This is a genomic window from Paenibacillus kyungheensis (assembly GCF_028606985.1).
In the GTDB taxonomy this organism is placed as follows: domain Bacteria; phylum Bacillota; class Bacilli; order Paenibacillales; family Paenibacillaceae; genus Saccharibacillus; species Saccharibacillus kyungheensis.
The window spans coordinates 3,197,876-3,210,935 of record NZ_CP117416.1; the positions used below are offsets into that span (position 1 = coordinate 3,197,876).

The 13,060-nt window shown below is 39.9% G+C and carries 13 protein-coding genes; 6 read left to right on the forward strand and 7 right to left on the reverse strand.

What is annotated here, in order from left to right:
* Nucleotides 1-32 precede the first annotated feature (32 nt).
* The 3 genes from PQ456_RS13640 to PQ456_RS13650 form a co-directional block, all read right to left on the reverse strand.
* Nucleotides 33-1,049 (reverse strand): cytochrome d ubiquinol oxidase subunit II, encoded by a 1,017-nt coding sequence (locus PQ456_RS13640; protein ID WP_273612786.1) that lies wholly within the window; start codon nucleotides 1,047-1,049, stop codon nucleotides 33-35.
* Complete coding sequence (locus PQ456_RS13645) at nucleotides 1,046-2,416, reverse strand: cytochrome ubiquinol oxidase subunit I (RefSeq protein ID WP_273612787.1); 1,371 nt, start codon at nucleotides 2,414-2,416, stop codon at nucleotides 1,046-1,048. Before PQ456_RS13645 ends, PQ456_RS13640 begins: the two co-directional genes overlap by 4 nt.
* A gap of 418 nt (nucleotides 2,417-2,834) precedes the next feature.
* Nucleotides 2,835-3,155, reverse strand: a complete 321-nt coding sequence (locus PQ456_RS13650) for an antibiotic biosynthesis monooxygenase family protein (protein WP_273612788.1) — start codon at nucleotides 3,153-3,155, stop codon at nucleotides 2,835-2,837.
* Between the two features lie 191 nt (nucleotides 3,156-3,346).
* Between PQ456_RS13650 and PQ456_RS13655 the strand changes: the two genes are divergently transcribed.
* Nucleotides 3,347-4,195 (forward strand): AraC family transcriptional regulator, encoded by an 849-nt coding sequence (locus PQ456_RS13655; protein ID WP_273612789.1) that lies wholly within the window; start codon nucleotides 3,347-3,349, stop codon nucleotides 4,193-4,195.
* Between the two features lie 133 nt (nucleotides 4,196-4,328).
* Here the strand turns inward: PQ456_RS13655 and PQ456_RS13660 are convergent, their stop codons facing one another.
* On the reverse strand, nucleotides 4,329-4,949 hold the full coding sequence (locus tag PQ456_RS13660) for a hypothetical protein (protein ID WP_273612790.1): 621 nt from the start codon (nucleotides 4,947-4,949) through the stop codon (nucleotides 4,329-4,331).
* A gap of 25 nt (nucleotides 4,950-4,974) precedes the next feature.
* Nucleotides 4,975-6,144 carry a helix-turn-helix transcriptional regulator gene (locus tag PQ456_RS13665; RefSeq protein ID WP_273612791.1) on the reverse strand — a complete coding sequence of 390 codons (1,170 nt, stop codon included), beginning with the start codon at nucleotides 6,142-6,144 and terminating at the stop codon, nucleotides 4,975-4,977.
* A 285-nt stretch (nucleotides 6,145-6,429) separates the two neighbouring features.
* Here PQ456_RS13665 and modA point away from each other — a divergent pair, with 285 nt between their 5' ends.
* The 3 genes from modA to PQ456_RS13680 all read left to right on the forward strand — a co-directional run bounded on the left by modA (nucleotide 6,430) and on the right by PQ456_RS13680 (nucleotide 8,969).
* Nucleotides 6,430-7,239, forward strand: a complete 810-nt coding sequence (modA, locus tag PQ456_RS13670) for a molybdate ABC transporter substrate-binding protein (RefSeq protein ID WP_420540670.1) — start codon at nucleotides 6,430-6,432, stop codon at nucleotides 7,237-7,239.
* Nucleotides 7,236-7,916 carry a molybdate ABC transporter permease subunit gene (gene modB / locus PQ456_RS13675; protein WP_273612793.1) on the forward strand — a complete coding sequence of 227 codons (681 nt, stop codon included), beginning with the start codon at nucleotides 7,236-7,238 and terminating at the stop codon, nucleotides 7,914-7,916. The genes modA and modB overlap by 4 nt, the downstream gene beginning before the upstream one ends.
* A gap of 201 nt (nucleotides 7,917-8,117) precedes the next feature.
* Nucleotides 8,118-8,969: a GNAT family N-acetyltransferase gene (locus PQ456_RS13680; protein WP_273612794.1), complete on the forward strand. Its 852-nt coding sequence runs from the start codon at nucleotides 8,118-8,120 to the stop codon at nucleotides 8,967-8,969.
* Nucleotides 8,970-9,206: 237 nt separating this feature from the next.
* Here the strand turns inward: PQ456_RS13680 and PQ456_RS13685 are convergent, their stop codons facing one another.
* Complete coding sequence (locus PQ456_RS13685) at nucleotides 9,207-9,989, reverse strand: hypothetical protein (protein WP_273612795.1); 783 nt, start codon at nucleotides 9,987-9,989, stop codon at nucleotides 9,207-9,209.
* Between the two features lie 84 nt (nucleotides 9,990-10,073).
* Nucleotides 10,074-10,526 carry a flavodoxin gene (locus PQ456_RS13690; RefSeq protein WP_273612796.1) on the reverse strand — a complete coding sequence of 151 codons (453 nt, stop codon included), beginning with the start codon at nucleotides 10,524-10,526 and terminating at the stop codon, nucleotides 10,074-10,076.
* A 405-nt stretch (nucleotides 10,527-10,931) separates the two neighbouring features.
* Between PQ456_RS13690 and PQ456_RS13695 the strand changes: the two genes are divergently transcribed.
* Complete coding sequence (locus PQ456_RS13695; RefSeq protein ID WP_273612797.1) at nucleotides 10,932-11,801, forward strand: class I SAM-dependent methyltransferase; 870 nt, start codon at nucleotides 10,932-10,934, stop codon at nucleotides 11,799-11,801.
* Nucleotides 11,802-11,811: 10 nt separating this feature from the next.
* The gene (locus PQ456_RS13700; protein WP_273612798.1) at nucleotides 11,812-12,582 is read left to right on the forward strand and encodes an RluA family pseudouridine synthase; all 771 of its coding nucleotides are present in this window, start codon (nucleotides 11,812-11,814) and stop codon (nucleotides 12,580-12,582) included.
* Nucleotides 12,583-13,060 lie beyond the last annotated feature (478 nt).

Here is a 13,060-nt window from a genome sequence, read left to right on the forward strand (position 1 = left end):
TCCTTCTATGCCACTATAATTTGTAACATGCTTTATTTTTTCCCTTTGACATAATCTGCATCAAACAAAAATAGCTTGAATACTAGAATGAGCGAAGGAATTAACAGACAGAGCCCACCTATAAATACAACCACTAATGCAAAGCCCATCGCCGGTGAAGTTCCACTGCTCTGGATAGTGATATAGGGATCGAGAATATATGGATATTGCCCGATACCATAAGCAAAAAATGCACAGAAAAACTGTAGCATAATACAACTAAATGCTAAGCCGTAGCGACGTCCGTTATATAACAGCCACATAGCGATCATAAAGAAAGCTATCGAAAGAGCAAGCAACCACCATAAATCCATCATATTTTGAAAATGTCTTGCATTGTGCTGACCTAGATAAATAAAAGCGGTTAATGCCATCACAATAGTAGGTGTACTCCAAAATAAAGCATACCCTCGCATCAACTTTAAAGCAGATTCATCTTCTGCACGTGAAGCATAAAAGGTTAAAAAGGAGCCACTAATAAATAAAACAGATACAATTGCCAGCCCGACAATACTCCATGACAATGGGTTGGTGAACAGTTCCCAATAATCCAGAGACACGATATTTCCTTGCTTGAGAATAAATCCTCCTTCAGCCAGCGTCAGGGCTACAGATAACGAAGCTGGAATCAGCAATCCTGTTGCTCCATACAAAAATAGAAATACAATATTATTTTTGGAACCATAATTTTCAAAAGCATAAAATGAACCCCGGATCGCAAGCAGAATAATAGCAATACTTCCGGGAACCAGTAAAGCAGATCCATAATAATACGCAGTATCCGGGAAAAATCCGACAATCCCAATATAGAAAAAGACAAAAAACACATTGGTGATCTCCCAGACCGGTGACAAATATCGTGAGATCAGTCGGTTAATCAGATGATCTTGCTTCGTTAAGCGTGCATAGAAAGCAAAAAATCCTGCGCCAAAATCGATTGAAGCTACTATTAAATAGCCATATAAAAATAGCCAGAGTACCGAGATACCAATCAATTCATAACTAATCATGAGTGCCCACCTTTCTCAGCCTTATTGTCAGGATGGTCTTTGAGCCACTTCTCGATCTCTACTTCAGCAGGATTGTTATTGAATAGTCGTCGTAATACCAGAACACATATTGTGCCAAGTACAATATAAAGAAGTAAGAAAACAAAAAACAAAATGCGGACACTTGGCGAAGATGTTGCCGCTTCTTCTACACGTATATACCCCCGAATAATCCACGGCTGTCTTCCTAGTTCTGCATAGAACCAACCCATTTCAACAGCTAAAAAGGCAAGCGGCGCAGATAGTGCAACCATACGAAGCATCCATTTATTAAGGTTAAGCTCCTTGCGCTTCTTCAAGAACAGCAATAGAAAATATAGACTGGATACGGCAAGCAATGTAAATCCAATTCCCGCCATTGCATCAAACAAATAATGGACAAGTAGTGGTGGACGTTCATCCAAAGGGAATTCATTCAGTCCTGTAACTTCTGCATTAAAGTCACCGAATGCTAGAAAACTAAGTACTTTCGGCAAGTGAAGTGCGCCTATTACTTCATGCTCTGCATTCAACCATCCCAACAGAATCAAGTCTGCTCCACGTTCAGTTTCAAAATGCCATTCTGCCGCAGCAAGTTTCTCCGGTTGATGTTCTGCCAGAAATTTAGCTGACACGTCGCCAGCTAATGTATTGAATAGACTGAATAACAACACCACTGCCATCATCAGATTTAAGCCTTTTTTGTGATAAGCAGATACACCTTTTCTCAACATAGCAAAAGCAGCAATTCCGGCTAATAATGCCGCACCTGTAAGATAAGCTGAACTCAGTACATGGAATACTTTAGAAAATGTCGCTGTATTGAGCATCGCTTGTACAGGATTTATAGCTACAAATTGCCCTGCCTCCATTAGAAATCCTCCCGGTGTATTCATAAATCCATTGACTGTTGTAATAAATACAGCCGACATTCCAGCTCCAGCCACAATCGGAATCGTTAATAACCAGTGTAAATATGGATTTTTGAATCGATCCCATGTATACAAATAAATTCCTAAAAAGATCGCTTCAAAAAAGAACGCAAATACCTCCATAAATAAAGGCAATGCAATCACATTTCCAGCTAATTTCATAAAATTAGGCCACACAAGAGCCAGTTGTAGAGAGATTGCTGTACCTGTTACTACACCGACTGCAACAGAAATCACAAATCCTCTTGACCATCTTTTTGCCATAAGTATGTAGTGATGATCTTTTTTGCGAATACCGATCAACTCCGCTATAGCGATCATTAATGGAATGCCGACACCCAACGTTGCAAAAATAACGTGAAACCCAAGTGTCAGCCCTGTTACAAGCCTGCTCCATAACACCGTATCGATCTCCATCTTTATCGTTGTCCCCTTTCATCTTGCAGAATAGATCAAGTTACTATATCCATAGATATTTAAAATTTATTGTATTCTAATTTTGACCCAATACAATCGCAGTCACATTTTTGTCCTTAATCGTTCCAAGAAGAATCATATCTTTCTGACAAGTTGGTGAAAAGTAAGAAAAAGACTCGAACGGGCTATTGCGTTATTTTCTCTATCCCCGTATACATACCGATCAGTTCAGCCTTAGATAACAACATTTGAATGATAAAAAAACAAAAAAAGCCGCTATAATAGCGACTTTGTCTGTAGATAGAGTATATTTAAAAAGCTTAGTGTACTGATCTTTTGATCAAAAAAGGATGGACTACTTATAGGTAGCTCATCCTTTTTGTGTATCATTTTATTCTATGATCATAGTTATTGATGGTTATTCTTTACCTTTTTTAATCGCTTTGATATCATATTTCCCGTTTGTAGAGTTAATGATATAGTCAGGTTTGGGTTGACCTGCTTTTTGGCGATGCCCTTGAATATGAGCATCACTTTTCTCCCAGTTCTTCCATGCTTCTTCAGACTCCCAGCGGAATAAAAGCACAACTTCTTCTTCCCCTTTACGAGTCTGCTTAACCAAAATCGTCAAATCGACAAAACCAGGCTGTTCTTCCAAAATACCAGGTTGGTTAAAACGCTCTACCACTTGATTGGCGTTACCTTCTGTTACTGTGATACTACGCATAATAGCAAACATAGCCAAGCCTCCTTCAAAATCTGTATCTTACACTATTATAAATGATAATCATTATCATTGTCAAAACAACTATAGCCACACCTATTATATTCATAATCTGTTCTCTATAAGACAGACAAAACTGCGCACAAAATGACCGGATAGAGCGATTGCTTTCCTTTATAATAAACAGCAAGGAGTGAACAATAACGATGAACTGGATAACCTCTTTACAGACAGCTATTCACTATATGGAAGAACATTTGTTAGAGCCGATAACGATCGAACAAATTGCTGCTCAAGCGCATCTGTCCCCTTTTTATTTTCAACGTAACTTTTCGTTGTTAACGGATACCACAGTGGCAGAATATTTGAGACGTAGACGATTAACATTGGCTGCACATGAACTTCTACATAGTGAGCACAAAATTATTGAGCTTGCGCATAAATATGGATACGATACACCGGAATCTTTTTCCAAAGCTTTCCGCAGGCAACATGGGATTGCACCTAGTGAAGCACGCAAACACAGTAGTTCACTCAAGTCTTTCAATCGCTTAACGATTCAAGTCAATATTAAAGGAGCGGAACCGATGAATTATAAAATAATCGAACATCCTGCATTTTCATTAGTCGGCATCAAGCAAACATTCTCTTATGAAAATGGTGAGAATCTGCGCGACATCCCTAAAATGTGGGACAAAGCGTATCATGAAGGTGTAGAAGATCGTTTATTTGAACTGAACAACGGTACTCTAAAAGGATTACTAGGAGTCTGTGTAGATCAGACTGAACTGCAATCTAATCAAATGGAGTATTGGATTGCTACGGCTTACGATGGGGAGATTTCTGAAGGATTATCAAGCTTACACATTCCTGCTTCCAAATGGAGTGTATTTGAAGTAGAAGGCCCGATGCCATCTAGTATGCAAAAAGTCTGGAAGCAGATTATCTCCGAATGGTTTCCTTCTAATGCTTATGAACATGCGTATCTGCCTGAACTAGAAGTATACGGCGGCCCTAACGTGGCTCCGCAAATCTGGATTCCAATCACCTCTTAATTGCAATCTGTTACTTGTATTGTGTTAGCTAACTTGTAGTATGCTGGCATGCTAGATAACAAAAAGCTGGAACTCGTGTGTACACTAACGAGTTCCAGCTTTTTGAGTATTTCATATCATCGTTATCGTTTGTTTAGAACATCGATGTAATCGCACCTGTTTTTTTATCTACATAATACCATCCATAAGTAGCAGTATGACCTTCGCCTGTCGCTGCATCATCAACTACATTTTCATAGACATGGACAACATACATATTGTCTTCTTCATGATCTACATCTGCCACCAGATAAGAAGAACCATTCAACTTATATTTGTCTTTCACCAATTGAATCGCTTGGGCTTCGTTTATTCCAGATGTATTGGTAGTAGTAGATGTACTGGATGATGAAGATGGTGTAGCCGGTACGGTAGGCGCACTTGGAGTTGGTATCGTTGGAGTTGGCGTATTTGCCGAATTAGAAGAGGATGATGAACCTGCACTATTCGTCTGATTACTTCCAATATACAAATTATTGTTCGACAAACGAATATCTTTGCTCATAGCTGTACTCATCGTTCTAGCTGGTACATAGGTTGTTCCTTTATAAATAATGACATTGGCGTCTGATTTTTTGACTTGATCGATATATAGACCTACATTTTTAAAAGCTACCTGAATACTGGTCGTATTTGCTGCCATTGCTACACCTGTCCCTGTTAACAATGAACCGATTGCTATCCCTAATACCAATCCTTTTACTTTGTCTTTCATCGTTATTTCCTCCTTATTCGATATATTAATATTCACTGGCGTACAATATTTCCCCTGTACGAGATAGATCATATCCACCGATTGCTTGTAGTTCACGCTTAAATTCATCGGATGATAGTATTCTTCTTAATGTAGCTATCCATTCTGCATTTTCGGTTTTATTGAGTATTACCAGATCATAACGCTCAACCGTTAATGGGATAAACTCTACTCCTACTAAAGCAGCAGCTTTCTCGCTTCCGACCCCTACATCGGCTTGACCACTAGCTACTTTGCCAGCGACTGCTATATGAGAAGATTCTTCCTGTGCATACCCTTGTAACTGTGATGTACGAATATCGTTCAATCGTAGTTGCTCATCCAGTAATACACGCGCTCCTGCTCCGCGTTCCCGGTTCACCATTGTTAGTCCAGCTTGAGCCAAGTCTTGCCATGAACGAATCCCTTTTGGATTGCCTTTAGCTACATATAATCCTGCTCTTCTCGATGCTAGATTAATCACTGTACAAGGATGAGAAACTAGAATTTTACGAATATACGGCAAATTATAATCGCCTGTCTCTCCATCAAATAAATGAGTGCTAACAATATCGGAATTGCCCATATACATAGATACCAGACTATCCATACTCCCTGCAAAAGAACGAAGAGGACGATAGCGACTATCTTCTTTTTCCATATAACGTGCCAGAATATCCAGACTGCTATCCTGCCCGGTAATCACAATCGTTCTTCCACTGGTTGGTGGGGTGACAGGTTCCTGTGTTATAGGATTCATCGTTCCTGTATTCCGCAAAATCTCTTCTGGACGGGCATAAGCTGCATGTACAAATTCAGGTGTAACTGTTGCTTCCGCATCAGATGTATGATCTTCATAATCCATATGTGGAATATTACCGACTCCCGGTTGAAGTGGAGAAACGTCTGTTGAATCAGACGATGAAGAAGTCTGCAACATGCTATCTAGTGGAGTAGCTGTCATATTAAGCTGTCCCGCATTTTCTCGATTTTCACGAATCATGCCGTTTTTGGCTTTTTGTTTGTAAGCTTCTAGATCATAATGATCGACTCGCATTTGTTTACCGACACGATAGGCAGGCAGATCGCCTTTTTTGATCAAATCATAAACCGTTAACTTGGAGACTTTTAGTAATTTGGCGATTTCTTCAGTTGTGTATGACACCTGCTCATTCATAGGTGGTTCCTCCCTAACAATATACGTTTATCTTAACGTGGATCAGAAGTGTTTTCAATTTAATCTATAAGTGAATCGCTTATGAATCATTATATTTAATTATAACTAGATATAATTAGAATGATTTAGTATGATCTAATATATAATAATGAGTGTAATACATAGTTGTATTATAACTTTAAGGAGGAATATTTGTTGAAATCTCTAGTTTCTTTACGTTCACTTCGTTCTGCTTCGCTTACATCACGCCTAAGTATGACTGCTATGCTTGTATGTGTGCTCTTGATGCTCAGTGCTTGCTCATCCACCACAACAACATCCAGTACAGATAACTCTACTACTCCTACAACAACTTCCACAGAAAATAGTGCTACAGCTACTCAAGATGCACCTGTGCAATTAACGATTTCAGCGGCGGCAAGCTTAACCGATAGTCTGCAAGAAATTCAAACGTTATATCAGCAACAACACCCTAATGTGAGTCTTACTTTTAATTTTGCCGCTTCAGGTACATTACAGAAACAAATTGAGCAAGGTGCTCCCGCAGATCTTTTCTTTTCAGCAGGTAGCAAACAAATGGATGCTTTACTAAGTGCTAAGCTGATTGATACAGCTCACGAAAAAGATCTATTAGCTAATCAGCTTGTACTTGTAGTACCCAAAGATAACTCTTTCTCTTTAACTTCACCAAAAGACCTCACTAATGAAAACATCAAAAAAATAGCTGTCGGTACACCTGAATCTGTTCCGGCAGGTATGTATGCGAAGCAGACTTTAGAATCTGCAAATCTTTGGGATTCATTGCAATCCAAACTTGTGCTTACCAAAGATGTGAAGCAAGTTCTTTCTTATGTAGAAACAGGGAATGCTGAAGCAGGATTTGTATACAAAACAGATGCAATGGATTCAGATGGCGTAAAAGTTGCTTTTACCACAAAAGCAGATAGTCATGATCCGATTCTATATCCTGCTGGAATCGTCTCTGCAACTACTCATCCTCAAGAAGTCGCTGACTTTTACGATTATTTGCAGACAGATGAAGCGCAAGCGATCTTTGTCAAACATGGATTTGTGAAGGCTTCTTCAGGCTCATGAGTTCTTTTGTCTGGTCATGGGATATAATCGGTTCGCCGATCCTGCTTTCTTTACAAATTGCTAGTATCGCCGGAACACTTGCTTTTTTACTGAGTATTGTAATTGCAATGGCAATGAATCATTACTCTTTTCCCGGCAAATCTATAGTAGAGACTGTATTTATGTTACCGCTTGTCTTGCCTCCTTCTGTTGTCGGTCTACTATTATTAACGATATTGGGTAGACGCAGTTGGATTGGACAATTAGCAGAATGGCTTACACATCAACCGATTGTATTTAGTGTAACAGGAGCGATTATTGCTGCTACTGTAGTTTCATTTCCACTCGCTTATCAGACACTCAAAACGGGATTCGCTCTGGTCGATAAAGATGTGCTAGAATCTGCCCGCTCTCAAGGCGCTACCGAATTGCAATTACTCTGGCATATGATTTTGCCACTGGCATGGCGCTCTCTGGTTACAGGATTTGTGCTTGCTTTTGCCAGAGCACTCGGAGAATTTGGAGCTACTCTTATGGTTGCTGGTAATATCCCGGGTAAAACGCAGACCCTCCCGACAGCGATTTACTTTGCTGTCGATGCTAACAATATGCCACTAGCATGGAGCTTAACGATCATTACGATTCTAATTTCATTTATTCTATTATTATTAACTGGACGCATTCGTGGTTCTACCTGACCGGTGACTACGAATGCTTTTTTATTTTGTAAAACTTAGATAGCTTTATCTAGTATATTCCTTATATAATTATACGTAGACTGACCAAAATAATAGGCATTGGTTACATGTGCAAGATCAACTTTATGATCTTATCGGCATAGCCATCGATAATGTCTATCGATCATCTTTTTATTAAATACAGAAAAAAGAGGTACAGCTATGCTCAAACTTCAGCAGTTATCAGATATATTGGAATTGCAGGCTCTTTGTGAAAAAGAAGATTCTATTATGCTCAAATTAAACTGGGATATGCTTAAAAATCGTGCTCCCGGAAGTGTAGAAGACTTTTTCCATTATGAAGGTAAATTATTGATTGGCTTTCTAGGCATTTATCGTATGGGACAAAATATTGAAGTATGTGGAATGACTCATCCTCTTTATCGTAGACGAGGTGTCTTCACAAAATTGTGGGAACACGCGGTAAGTCGCGGGCAATTGGTAGACGCCGAGCAAGTACTGCTCAATGTGCCTCGTGATTCGGTCTCCGGTCAAGCATGGGTGCATACCAGACCTGTCGTTCTACACAGTATTGAGTACACGCTCAAACTGGATAACGAACACAATCATCTTATTGTAGATGAACCGGAAACAGCGGTATTGCGTCCCTTTAATGATAGCGATATTCCTTTGTGGTTACGATTGGATGCAGATGCTTTTGCTATTAGTGAAGCTTCTACACTAGCGACACTCGCCAATCCCAATCGTTCCAAAACGCGTAAATTGATCGTTATTGAGCATGCAGGAATAGCTGTTGGGAAAATAGAAGTGGATTATGAAGGAGAACATAGTTGGATCTACGGATTTGTGATCGATCCAGCGCTACGTGGACATGGTATTGGACGAAGTGCATTGCGTCAGGTCGCTCTTACTGAAAGTCAAGCAGGTCATAGTGTGTGGCTTAATGTAGTGTCTGATAACGATCGTGCACTTTATCTGTATGAATCATGCGGGTTCCAACATCAAGATATTCAAGATTATTATCTGTACTCTCCACCGATGCCTGAAATTTAAACCTAATAGCAAACACAGAAAAAGCGTTTATACCAAGCACGGAGGTCCGGTCCATGCCTGGATAAACGCTTTTTCTTAGAGGTTCATCTATCTTAACCGTATCATGTGACTGGAACGGAAGGATAAATGGTCTCTATCCCTGTAACAGGAAAGCCGTATGTTCGTTGGTCTTGCTTATATTGTGAAAAGAATCCGGGTCAAAAAGATGGGGGGATTTTGACCCGTTTCTTGGTCCACCTACATGAGGCTCCACGAAGGAGCTAGGGATGTCACACCAGCGTTCTGTCTGCAATGTTCACAGACTTGAGTTCCGCCTGGTACGACATGTTGTAATAAATGAAGATAATCCAGTGAGGCAGACACTTTTTCCGGTGAAGGATAATGTCGCTGTACTGTCCCTTCCATAATCGAAAAAATATCGATTCGTTCAGGTAATCTACCAAAAGCAGACTGGCAAAACACGGAAGATAGATGAATAAAAGCTTCTGCTGTATAAGGATCATCATCAACGATAAACTTCTGAACGATCAGGCTCTTGTGTCCGGATGAATGATCCGGTTGCGCTGTTGGTTCAGACACTTGCCATGCTACTTGAAAAATAACCGACAAGTCTGTTTGCAGTTCTGGAACCAAAGTCTGATACTGTTCATACAACATCATCGGGTAAGGTGCATATTCATTAGCTGCAAGCAACTTGCGAATATTATTTGTTACCAGATCTTTGACTTGCCAGTACTGTTGTTCATGATCAAAGTAAGAGATACGCTTGGGCCAACGGAAATCAACCAGTTGACCAATATCACTAATCCCTCTTAGCTCTGGTGACATACTGTAATAACGATTAATCGCATGTCCTATCGCAAATTGTACCCGTTGCTTCCAATGAATAGGCGAAGCCTGGTTACGTGATGCTTTGCGTGTAGATACGGGCTGATCTTGATTACGATATGTCATGCGTAGCCATTCTTCCAGCTTGTAGTCCTGCAAAACAGGTGAAGCCTGATCGGTAGAATAATTCATATATGCTTAACACCTGCTTTCCAGTCATACGAAGTCTTTTATTACATCTACTTTTGTGTCAGCTAGTGAGCAAGTTATTAGGAATTACCCTACACTTACTGCTACACTTGCAAATTTTTTACCGAATTCACGACAAGTTTCCTTCTCGTCGGATGAAGGATTTAATTCGATCTTCAGCCCTTCTACTACGATATCTGCACCACGCTCTTGCAACTTATTCGAAAGAATATCGACAGCGGCTGCAAATTGTTCGTAACACGTGTCTCCACTTCCGAATACAGCGGCTTTTTTACCGGCAAGGTCTAATTGATCCATATCTTCGTAAAAGTCGAGGAATTCATCTGGCAATTCGCCATCTCCCCAAGTATAAGCGCCAAGGAGTACTGCGTCGTATTCCAAAAGAGTATCCGCATCACAGTCCATTGCTTGCTTGAGTTCAACCTCTCCACCTGTGGATTGTATTCCTTCAGCAATCAAATCTGCAATTTCTTCTGTATTCCCAGTCATGCTGGCGAACACCACTAATATTTTAGACATTGTAATCCTCCCGCATATGTGTTTTCCATGGATTGATCATACTTGATAATGATTCTCATTGTCAACAACGAATTTTAAATTTTTAATTTATTTTTGTTTTACGGATATTTTCGTCTGTTATCTAGATGTTCTTATTCTTCTGACCAATAGATAATGCGTAATAAAGTGTATGTAACAGCAAAATATTTGCTTCATTTATTTTAGCTAATCTAATATGATATAAAAGATTTATACCGTACTTTTTGTTTTTTTGAGAGTAGAAATCAAATATAGCTTCCTTTCATCTATTGTTATACAATGAAATGCGGTAAACTGATAAAGATGGCTTTATAGGCTACTCTGTATATAGATGATTGTACCTAGACAATATCTATCGAGAAATAAAATATAAGGATGGATTATTACATGTATATTGCTGATCAATGGAAAGATTATGAATTAATTGATACGGGCGCAGGTGAGCGTCTGGAGCGTTGGGGCGAAATCTTATTACGTCGTCCAGACCCGCAGATCATCTGGCCTCTTCAATCCGCAGATCGAGACCCGCGTTGGAATCAAGTCCACGGGCATTATCACCGTAGCGCTTCAGGTGGTGGCGAATGGGAATGGAAACGCAAAATTCCAGAACGCTGGAATATTCGCTATGGCGATCTGAATTTCCATATCAAACCAACAAATTTCAAACATACCGGTCTATTCCCTGAACAAGCAGCAAACTGGAGCTGGATGATGGACAAAATCAAAAATGCAGGTCGTCCTATCACTGTGTTGAACTTATTCGCTTATACTGGTGGAGCTACGACTGCTGCTTCTTATGCAGGCGCTGATGTCGTCCACGTAGATGCGGCTAAAGGCATGGTGCAATGGGCAAAAGAAAATCATCAATTGTCTGGTATCGGCGATCGCCCGGTACGTTTTATTACAGATGATGTATTTAAATTTGTACAACGTGAGCAACGTCGTGGTAACAAATACGATGCAATCATTATGGACCCTCCTTCCTATGGACGTGGCCCTGGTGGCGAAATGTGGAAATTGGAATCCAGTCTGTATCCGTTCCTGGAATCTTGCTTGTCGATTATGTCTGACAATCCATTATTTATGCTGATCAACTCGTATACAACAGGAATCGCTCCTACCGTGTTGTCTAATATTTTGAATATGACAATGCAACAACGTTACGGTGGTACCCTTTCTTCTGGTGAAATTGGTCTACCTATCACGAACTCAGGTCTGAATTTACCTTGTGGTATTCTTGGACGCTGGGAAAGCTGAGGAATAACAAATGGAACAACATTCAAATACTAAAGGCAGAGAACCGATTCCTGTTCTTTATGAAGACAATCATATTATCGGCGTTGTAAAGCCAGTAAATATTCCTTCTCAAGAAGATCCAACAGGCGATCCAGATATGCTGACGTTGATCAAAGAAGATCTGAAAGAGCGTTATAACAAAGCAGGCAATGTCTATTTGGGATTGATCCACCGTCTGGATCGTCCGGTAGGCGGAGCGATGGTATTTGCCAAAACATCCAAAGCGGCTTCTCGTTTGTCCGAATCTGTACGTAGTCGTACGATGGTGAAACGTTATGTGGCGGTTGTACGTGGTATTCCTACTGTATCCAAAGCAACACTTAAAGACGTGCTTCTCAAAAATGCACGCACTAATACAGGCGCAGTAGTACCAGCAGGAACTACGGGTGGTAAAGAAGCTGTACTGGATTATGAAGTACTGGCTCAAAATGAGGATTTGAATCTAGCGCTAGTGTTAATTCATTTGCATACTGGACGTTCTCACCAGATTCGGATTCAAATGTCTCATGCAGGTTATCCGTTATTCGGGGATCAAAAGTATGGTGCTGAAGTAAACCGTCGTGGTGAACAATTAGCATTGTGGTCAGTACTGACTGCTGTTCCTCATCCTGTCGGTGGTCGAATGATCTCTATGATCTCACTTCCTCCGCAGACTAAGCCGTGGATTGAATGGTCGAGTGATATTTATGAGCAATTGAAGCAACGGTTGGAGCTTGAGTTGGAGCAAACGAAGTTGAAGTAAGTAGAACAAGATTGAGATAATGTGTGAAATTAATCTCAGTATTGTATAAATAGGATACAAAAAAGCTTTTCCATTGCCTTGTAATCAAGGAGCGGAAAAGCTTTTTTCATTTATATTGGAATATTAATTCAGCAGAGATTTAAATTTAGAGATTTGTACTGGTAGTTTGATGTACAAGCGCTTCGAGAATAGCTATTCTTTCCGTCGCTGTTAAGAAGGGATATTTTGAATCACTGCTTAGGGCAGTAAATATCCCTTCTTAAAGGCGAGCGCTTCGCTCTTTCAGAATCATCTATTCTCTTAGCTTCGTGCATAAAGATACTTTGAGTTTCCACTATTTCAAAATATAATATTATAACTGTATCGTTTTTTTGCTTCACTATTTAACATACGTCAAATTGTTGTTAGGCGATGAATATGTACAAAAAACTTCTCTTGCTGTCTGTAGATAGCAAGAGAAGTTTATTTTATAGCATTA

What these genes read in the sequence shown, in the direction of transcription:
- PQ456_RS13640 (WP_273612786.1), bottom strand. Translation starts at nt 1,049, where the DNA reads ATGATTAGTTATGAATTGATTGGTATCTCGGTACTCTGGCTATTTTTA.
- PQ456_RS13655 (WP_273612789.1), top strand. Translation starts at nt 3,347, where the DNA reads ATGAACTGGATAACCTCTTTACAGACAGCTATTCACTATATGGAAGAA.
- PQ456_RS13695 (WP_273612797.1), top strand. Translation starts at nt 10,932, where the DNA reads ATGTATATTGCTGATCAATGGAAAGATTATGAATTAATTGATACGGGC.
- PQ456_RS13660 (WP_273612790.1), bottom strand. Translation starts at nt 4,949, where the DNA reads ATGAAAGACAAAGTAAAAGGATTGGTATTAGGGATAGCAATCGGTTCA.
- modA (WP_420540670.1), top strand. Translation starts at nt 6,430, where the DNA reads ATGCTCAGTGCTTGCTCATCCACCACAACAACATCCAGTACAGATAAC.
- PQ456_RS13700 (WP_273612798.1), top strand. Translation starts at nt 11,812, where the DNA reads ATGGAACAACATTCAAATACTAAAGGCAGAGAACCGATTCCTGTTCTT.
- PQ456_RS13680 (WP_273612794.1), top strand. Translation starts at nt 8,118, where the DNA reads ATGCTCAAACTTCAGCAGTTATCAGATATATTGGAATTGCAGGCTCTT.
- PQ456_RS13645 (WP_273612787.1), bottom strand. Translation starts at nt 2,416, where the DNA reads ATGGAGATCGATACGGTGTTATGGAGCAGGCTTGTAACAGGGCTGACA.
- modB (WP_273612793.1), top strand. Translation starts at nt 7,236, where the DNA reads ATGAGTTCTTTTGTCTGGTCATGGGATATAATCGGTTCGCCGATCCTG.
- PQ456_RS13665 (WP_273612791.1), bottom strand. Translation starts at nt 6,144, where the DNA reads ATGAATGAGCAGGTGTCATACACAACTGAAGAAATCGCCAAATTACTA.
- PQ456_RS13690 (WP_273612796.1), bottom strand. Translation starts at nt 10,526, where the DNA reads ATGTCTAAAATATTAGTGGTGTTCGCCAGCATGACTGGGAATACAGAA.
- PQ456_RS13650 (WP_273612788.1), bottom strand. Translation starts at nt 3,155, where the DNA reads ATGTTTGCTATTATGCGTAGTATCACAGTAACAGAAGGTAACGCCAAT.
- PQ456_RS13685 (WP_273612795.1), bottom strand. Translation starts at nt 9,989, where the DNA reads ATGAATTATTCTACCGATCAGGCTTCACCTGTTTTGCAGGACTACAAG.